The sequence below is a fragment of the Roseateles sp. P5_B10 genome, from assembly GCF_056400485.1.
The window spans coordinates 1-7,264 of sequence record NZ_JBFULE010000222.1 but is presented as its reverse complement, the minus strand read 5'-3'; the positions used below and the strand labels follow the sequence as shown (position 1 = coordinate 7,264).

Genomic DNA, 7,264 nt, shown 5'->3' with positions numbered 1-7,264 from the left:
ATCGGCCAGCAACAGACCGCCGATGAGCAATATCGCGGCCGCTGTCAAAAGTCCACTGTCCGGCATGGTTCGAGAGCCCATCATTCCCAGACAAAGGCCGTCTTGGCGTCAAACGGATGGGTAGTTTTCCAATGCCGCGCGATGTCCAGCCGCCGGCAGACCCAGACGCGGTCATGCGCCTCGATGTGGTCCAGGAACTTCTGCAGCGCGCGCATGCGCCCGGGGCGGCCGAGCAGGCGGCAGTGCATGCCGATGCTCATCATCTTCGGGCTGTCGGCGCCCTCGGCATAGAGCACATCGAAGCTGTCACGCAGGTATTCGAAGAAGGGCTCGCCATGGCTGAAGCCCTGAGGCAGGGCGAAGCGCATGTCGTTGCAGTCCAGCGTATAGGGCACGACGAGGTGCGGCGCGAGCTCGCCGTTGGTCTTCCTGACCTGCAGCCAGAAGGGCAGATCGTCGCCGTAGTAGTCGCTGTCGTAGTCGAAGCCGCCGAAATCAGCCACCAGGCGACGGGTGTTGGGGCTGTCGCGGCCGGTGTACCAGCCCAGGCCATGCGGGTCGCGGCCCAGGGTCAGGCGCTGGAGGCTGGCCATCGCCTGGGCCATGTGGGCGCGTTCGGTGTCCTCGTCGATGTTCTGGTAGTGCACCCAGCGCCAGCCGTGGGAGGCGATCTCGTGGTTGAGTTCGACGAAGGCCTGGGTCACTTCGGGCGAACGCTCCAGCGCCATGCCCACGCCGAAGACCGTCAACGGCAGCGCGCGCTGCTCGAACTCCTTCAGCAGCCGCCACACGCCCACGCGCGAGCCGTACTCGTAGATGCCTTCCATGCTCAGGTGCCGCGCCGGGAAGCTGGGTGGGTTGGCCATCTCGGACAGGAACTGCTCGCTGCCGGCGTCGCCATGCAGCACGGAGTTCTCGCCGCCCTCTTCGTAGTTGAGGACGAACTGCACGRCCACCCGGGCGCCGCCGGGCCATTGCGCGTGGGGCGGGTTCTCGCCATAGCCGACGAGGTCGCGGGGATACCGGGGCTGGTGGGGCGTGCTCATCCCTACACTTTGCATCAATCGACGGAGATTCCATGGGCAAGCTCACAACACATGTTCTCGACACCGCCAATGGCTGCCCCGCCGCCGGCATGGCCGTGCGCCTGTACCGCTTCGACGCCGAAGGCCCCAAGTGGCTGCGCAGCCTGCACCTGAATGGGGACGGCCGCGCCGACGGCCCCCTGCTGGACGGTGCGGCCCTGACAGCGGGTCGCTACCGCCTCGTCTTCGAGGTGGCTGCGTATTTCCGCGCCCTTGGCACGGTGTTGCCGGAGCCGGCTTTTCTGGACGAGGTGCCGCTGGACTTCGGCATTGCTGATGAAGAMAGCCACTACCACGTGCCGCTGCTGGCATCGCCTTGGGCTTACTCGACCTACCGTGGCAGCTGAACCGCTGATTCTCGTCACGGTCGCCCGCACCACCGGCAGCGTGCCGCGCGAGGAGGGCGCCTGGATGGCGGTGACGCCAGATGGCATCACCGGCACCGTGGGCGGCGGCCACCTGGAGTTCGACGCCATTGCCCGCGCCCGCCGGGCGCTGGATGGCGACGAACTGGAGGCGGAGGTGCGCTATCCCCTCGGCCCCAGTCTGGGCCAATGTTGCGGCGGCGTGGTCTGGCTGGCCTTCGAGCGCGTCGCAGCGGGTGAAGACCTGGCCGCCCATGTGCCCCGGCCATCGCAGCGGCCCCTGGCCTTGTTTGGCGCCGGCCATGTCGGCCTGGCCATCGCCAAAATCGCTCGCGACCTGCCGCTTGCGCTGCACTGGATCGACAGCCGCGATAACCAGTTTCCCGATCAACCGCCCGAGCGCGGCTGGCGCCAGGAGGTCTGCGATCCAGCGGCCGATGCTGTCGACGATCTCTCCCCTGGTTCGGCCGTCCTCGTCATGAGCCACAACCATGCCGAGGACTTCGAGATCATTGCCGCCTGCCTGAAGCGCCAGCGCGAGCGGGGCGACCTGGCCTTTATCGGCATGATCGGCAGCCGCACCAAATGGGCGAGCTTTCGTCAACGCCTGGAGGCCCGCGGGTTCACCGACGCAGACCTGGCTCGCGTCGTCTGCCCCATCGGCGTGCCCGGCGTGGCGGGCAAGCAGCCGGCGGTCATCGCAATTGCGGCGTTGGCACAGGTTCTTGCATTGCCGTGAACTAAATCGCGGCACGCGGTGTTACAACGCCGGCGTCGAGCTTTCGGCACGTTCGGATGCAGCCAATACTCCCGGGCTGCAGGATCAATTTTGCTGTTTGCACTCATGCGCCCCGACACGGAGATTTTGATGGCCCAACCCGTTCTTTCGACGCCGGCGGCGGCGCCTGCTGCGGTTGGCGCGTGCACGAAGAATTGACATGGCGTTGAACGAGAAGCGGGCCGGACTGTCGACCGCGCACAAGCTTGGGTTGGCCTTCGGCTGGCTGGTCATGCTGACGGTGGCGCTCGGCGTGGCGGCGCTGCAATCGCTGGGGCAGGCACTCATCTGGAGCCTGCTGATCACCAGCCTCCTGTCCGTCGTGGCGCTGGCCGTCGTGCTGTCGCGTGCGCTGCTGCGCGAGCTGGGCGGCGAGCCGCGCGTCGTGGCGCAGCAACTGCAGTATGTTGCCCAAGGTGACCTGACCCACCACGTGCCCGTCAAACCCGGCGACCAGGCCAGCGTGATGGCGGGTCTGGCGCAGATGCAGCAGCGGCTCATCACGGTTGTCGCCCAGGTGCGCGAGGGCGCCGAGAGCGTGGCCATGGCCAGCGCCGAAATAGCCACGGGCAACACCGACCTCTCCCACCGCACCGAATTGCAAGCCGCTGAGTTGCAGCGCACGGCGGGCGCGATGGAGACGCTGCGTCAGCAGGTGCTGCTCGGTGCGGACCATGCACGCGATGCCAGCAGCGTGGCCACGACGGCTTGCGGCGTGGCCGAGCGCGGCGGTGCCGTGGTGGGCGGGGTGGTGGACACCATGCAGGCCATCAGCCACGGCTCGGCACGCATCGCCGAGATCATCGGCGTCATCGACGGCATCGCCTTCCAGACCAACATCCTGGCGCTCAATGCCGCAGTGGAGGCGGCTCGCGCGGGTGAGCAGGGCCGAGGCTTTGCGGTCGTCGCCGGGGAAGTGCGCGGCCTTGCGCAACGCAGCGCCAACGCGGCCAAGGAGATCAAGCAGCTCATCGCCGACAGCGGCGAGCAGGTGCAGCAGGGCTCGCGGCAGGTGGACGGCGCGGGCGAGACGATGCAGCAGGTGGTGGACGCCATTCAGAAGGTGGACCGCATCGTCAACGAGATCAGCGCCGCTGGCGCCGTGCAGGCCAGGCACGTGAACGACGTGGGCGAATCCGTCGTCCAGATGGACCGCAGCACGCAGCAGAACGCCGCCCTGGTGGAGCAGAGCGCCGCCGCCGCCGAAAGCCTGCGMGATCAGGCGCAGCAACTCGTCGGCGCCGTTGCGTTCTTCCGGCTGCACGCGGCCGGCAACCCCCAGGCCCTCATCGCCGACATGCAGGCGCGCCTGGCACAACTCGGTGCGCCCGAGCTCCGGGGCACTGAAACGTCAGGCGGCAAGCAAGTGCCCGGCCTCTACTTCGGCGCGCGCAAGCTGAACAACGATTACGAGCTGGTGGACGACCTCAAGCGAAAGACCGGTGCCACGGCCACGGTGTTCGTGAAGTCCGGCGACGAGTTCGTGCGCATCAGCACCAATGTGCTCACGCCCGAGGGCACGCGCGGCGTGGGTACGCCGCTGGCGCGAGCCAAGGCCTACGAGACGATCAGCCGGGGCCAGTCCTTCAGCGGCGAAGTGGAAGTGCTGGGCAAACGGTTCGATGCCTGCTACAGCCCGATCAAGGACGGCCGCGGTGCGGTGATCGGCGTGGCCTACGTCGGGTTCAAGAAGGGCTGACGCCAAGGCGCCGCTGCTGCATACACTTCCGCCCTGTCGCAGCGGTGTCGGAGGCGTTGAGCCTGCGCTGACGCGACCCCTGGGCCCCACAGCACCCGCCGTGGTGGGGCCGTGCGAGAACACCACCGCTCATGGATATCTACCTCCTCGACTGGGCCAGCCTGCTGCTGCGCTGGCTGCACGTCATCACCGTCATCGCCTGGATCGGCGCGTCCTTCTACTTCGTCTGGCTGGACAACCACCTCGTCAGGCCGACCGCCGATGACCTCAAGGCCAAGGGCGTGGACGGCGAACTCTGGGCCGTGCACGGCGGCGGCTTCTACAACCCGCAGAAGTACATGGTGGCGCCGGCCAACCTGCCGCAGGACTTGCACTGGTTCTATTGGGAGAGCTACTGGACGTGGATGAGCGGTTTTGCGCTGTTCGTCGTGCTCTACCTGTGCAATGCCAGCCAGATGCTGATCGACCCGCGCGTCCATACCTGGGGCGCGCCCTGGCAGGCCGTGGCGGCGGCGCTGGGCTTCCTGGTCGTCGGCTCGGCGGTCTATGACATCGCCTGCCAGGCCCTCGGCCGCACCAAGGATGGGCAAATCGGCAATGACGGCCGCGTGATGGCCGTCGTCGCTGCCTTTGTCGCGCTGGAAAGCTGGCTGGCCTGTCATCTCTTCGCCGGCCGCGCGGCCTTCCTGATCGTCGGCGCGACGCTGGCCACCATGATGACGGCCAACGTGGCGCACTGGATCATCCCGGGCCAGAAGAAGGTCATCGCGCAGATGCGTGCCGGCCAGAAGCCCGACCCCATCTATGGCCAGCGCGGCAAGCAGCGCAGCGTCCACAACACCTATTTCGGCCTGCCGGTGCTGATTGCCATGCTCAGCAACCACTACGGCATGCTGTACCAGCGGCCGGACAACTGGCTGGTGCTGTGCGTGTTGATGGCCGCGGGCGTGTCGATCCGCATCTTCTTCGTGAAGCGGCACAAGGGCGTGAACGGCTGGGATTCGCTGGGCCTGGCAGCGTTACTCATCGGTGGGCTCATCGTCAGAATGGCGCCCGCGCCGCAGGCCGCCGCGGCCGCGCCGGTCACGCTCGAGCAGGTTCAGGCGATCGCCGCCCAGCGTTGCCTGGCCTGCCATACCGGCGAGGTGGCGCAGAAGGGCGTGCGGCTGGATTCGGCCGAGGGCCTGAGCGCCCACAAGGCCCAGATCTACCAGCAGGTCATCGTGCAGCGCGCCATGCCGCTGAATAACGCGACCGGCCTGACGGAAGAAGAGCGCGCGTTGATCGGCCGCTGGGCTCAGCAGCCATGAGCCTGGCATGAGCCTGGACCCGCGCGCGCTGCTGCGGCAGCTCTATGACGTGGCCGTCGCGCGCGCGCTGCCCGGGCGGGTGTTGGCGGCGCATTTGCCGCCGCCGCCCAAGGGCCGCACCCTGGTGCTTGGCGCGGGCAAGGCGGGCGGTTCCATGGCCCAGGCGCTGGAAGCCGCCTGGCCGGCCGACGCCAAGCTGTCGGGCCTCGTCATCACCCGCTACGGCCATGTACCGCCGAACTACAAGCCGCGCCGGCTGCAGGTCGTCGAGGCGGCTCATCCAGTGCCGGACGCCGCCGGCCTGGCCGCCAGCGAGAAGCTGCTGGCCCTGACCCTCGGCCTGACTGCCGACGACCTGGTCATCTGCCTGATCTCCGGCGGCGGCTCCGCCTTGATGAGCCTGCCCGCGCCCGGCCTGACGCTGGCCGACAAGCAGGCGATCAACCGCGCCCTGCTGAACAGCGGCGCGGCCATCGACGAGATGAACTGCGTGCGCAAGCATCTGTCGSSCATCAAGGGCGGGAGGCTGGCCGCGGCCTGCGCGCCGGCGCGGGTGCTGACGCTGGCGATCAGCGACGTGCCCGGTGACGACCCGGCCGTCATCGCCTCCRGCCCGACGGTGGCCGACCCGACCACCTGCGCCGATGCGCTGGCCATCTGCCGGCGCTACAAGATCGAACTGCTCGCCGCCGCCCGCGCCGGACTCGAGTCGGGCACCTTCGAGACGCCCAAGCCCGGTGACTTCGCCCAAGCCGGCCATGAACTCGTCATGCTGTCCACGCCGCAAATGAGCCTGGAGGCGGCCGCCGCCTTTGCCCGCGAGCAGGGCATCGCCGCCCACATCCTCAGCGACGAGATCGAAGGCGAGTCGCGCGTGGTCGGCGGCATGCATGCGGCGCTCGCTCGCGCCGTCGCACGCCGCGGCGAGCCCTTTGCCAGGCCCTGCGTGATCCTGTCCGGCGGCGAAACGACGGTGACCGTCGACCCGAGCCGGCTCGCGGCCGCAATTGGAAAAGGCGGCCGCGCCACCGAGTTCCTGCTCGGCTGTGCGCTGGCCCTGCAGTGCGAGCCCGGCGTCCATGCGCTGGCCGCCGACACTGACGGCATCGACGGTGTTGGCCCCCATGCCGGTGCCTTGCTGACTCCCAGCAGCCTGGGCCGCGCCCGCGCCCTGGGGCTCAATCCGCAGGCCCTGCTGGACGAGCACGACAGCGCCAGTTTCTTCGCGCCGCTGGGCGACCTGCTCGTCCCGGGGCCGAGCTTCACGAATGTGAATGACTTCCGCGCATTGCTGATCGTTTAGGGCCTGTTAACGCCACGGCAACGGGCCGCGTTGTGGCCAGAAAGGCCGCGAGCAAGGCGCAAATCGCAGCCGGGCTGGGTGCCCGGCGAGGATTTTGCAACGCCGCGCGCGGCCTTTCCGGCCGCAACCCGAAGGGAAGGCTAGCCGCCAGGGGCCACTCGGCGTTGCACCGCTGGCCCGCACATGAGTGCGGGCGGCGCGCTGCGCCTTGATTGGCCCCTGGCGGCTAGCCTTCGCGGCCCATTGCCGTGGTGTTAACAGGCCCTGACGTGAAGTCCGTGGCGAGTCCGCGGCCTTCGTCCTAGACTGGCCCGACTGTCATCACCCCGGAGGTCAAAGATGAGTGCAGCTGCCGAACGTTTCTTCGTCAGGCACAACGCCCTGCCGACCATGCCCGAGGTGGCCTCGCGGCTCTTGAAGAGCTTCGACGACGACAACGTCGGCATTTCGCAGATCGCCGCGCTGATCGAGAAGGACGCAGCGCTGACCGCCAAGGTGCTGCGCCTGGCGAACACGGCGCACTACAGCCCCGCGCACCAGATCGCCACCGTCATTGACGCCGCCCATGCGCTGGGCCTGGAGACGCTGCGCAACCTCACCATGGCCGCCTGCCTGAGCGGTGCCTTTCCCAAGGTCCAGGGCCTGCCTTGATTGGCCCCTGGCGGCTAGCCTTCCCTTCGGGTTGCGGCCGGAAAGGCCGCGCGCGGCGTTGCAAAATCCTCGC

7 protein-coding genes are annotated in these 7,264 nt (G+C 68.3%); 6 read left to right on the top strand and 1 reads right to left on the bottom strand.

The features are described 5' to 3' along the window. Positions 1–80 precede the first annotated feature (80 nt). Positions 81–1,046 carry an allantoinase PuuE gene (puuE, locus tag AC1DU6_RS14970; RefSeq protein WP_477858012.1) on the bottom strand — a complete coding sequence of 322 codons (966 nt, stop codon included), beginning with the start codon at positions 1,044–1,046 and terminating at the stop codon, positions 81–83. Positions 1,047–1,078: 32 nt separating this feature from the next. On the opposite strand from puuE, the gene uraH reads away from it, so the two are divergent. The 6 genes from uraH to AC1DU6_RS14940 all read left to right on the top strand — a co-directional run bounded on the left by uraH (position 1,079) and on the right by AC1DU6_RS14940 (position 7,191). Further along, a complete protein-coding gene (gene uraH / locus AC1DU6_RS14965) occupies positions 1,079–1,432 on the top strand; it encodes a hydroxyisourate hydrolase (protein WP_477858010.1) in 354 nt (117 codons plus the stop codon). Further along, on the top strand, positions 1,422–2,189 hold the full coding sequence (gene xdhC, locus AC1DU6_RS14960; protein WP_477858008.1) for a xanthine dehydrogenase accessory protein XdhC: 768 nt from the start codon (positions 1,422–1,424) through the stop codon (positions 2,187–2,189). Before uraH ends, xdhC begins: the two co-directional genes overlap by 11 nt. A 199-nt stretch (positions 2,190–2,388) precedes the next feature. Beyond that, positions 2,389–3,927: a methyl-accepting chemotaxis protein gene (locus AC1DU6_RS14955; protein WP_477858006.1), complete on the top strand. Its 1,539-nt coding sequence runs from the start codon at positions 2,389–2,391 to the stop codon at positions 3,925–3,927. A 131-nt stretch (positions 3,928–4,058) separates the two neighbouring features. After that, positions 4,059–5,237 carry a urate hydroxylase PuuD gene (locus tag AC1DU6_RS14950; RefSeq protein ID WP_457393637.1) on the top strand — a complete coding sequence of 393 codons (1,179 nt, stop codon included), beginning with the start codon at positions 4,059–4,061 and terminating at the stop codon, positions 5,235–5,237. A 7-nt stretch (positions 5,238–5,244) separates the two neighbouring features. Further along, positions 5,245–6,540, top strand: a complete 1,296-nt coding sequence (locus tag AC1DU6_RS14945) for a glycerate kinase type-2 family protein (protein WP_477858004.1) — start codon at positions 5,245–5,247, stop codon at positions 6,538–6,540. Positions 6,541–6,879: 339 nt separating this feature from the next. After that, on the top strand, positions 6,880–7,191 hold the full coding sequence (locus AC1DU6_RS14940) for an HDOD domain-containing protein (protein ID WP_477858002.1): 312 nt from the start codon (positions 6,880–6,882) through the stop codon (positions 7,189–7,191). Positions 7,192–7,264 lie beyond the last annotated feature (73 nt).

What these genes read in the sequence shown, in the direction of transcription:
- AC1DU6_RS14950 (WP_457393637.1), top strand. Translation starts at nt 4,059, where the DNA reads ATGGATATCTACCTCCTCGACTGGGCCAGCCTGCTGCTGCGCTGGCTG.
- AC1DU6_RS14940 (WP_477858002.1), top strand. Translation starts at nt 6,880, where the DNA reads ATGAGTGCAGCTGCCGAACGTTTCTTCGTCAGGCACAACGCCCTGCCG.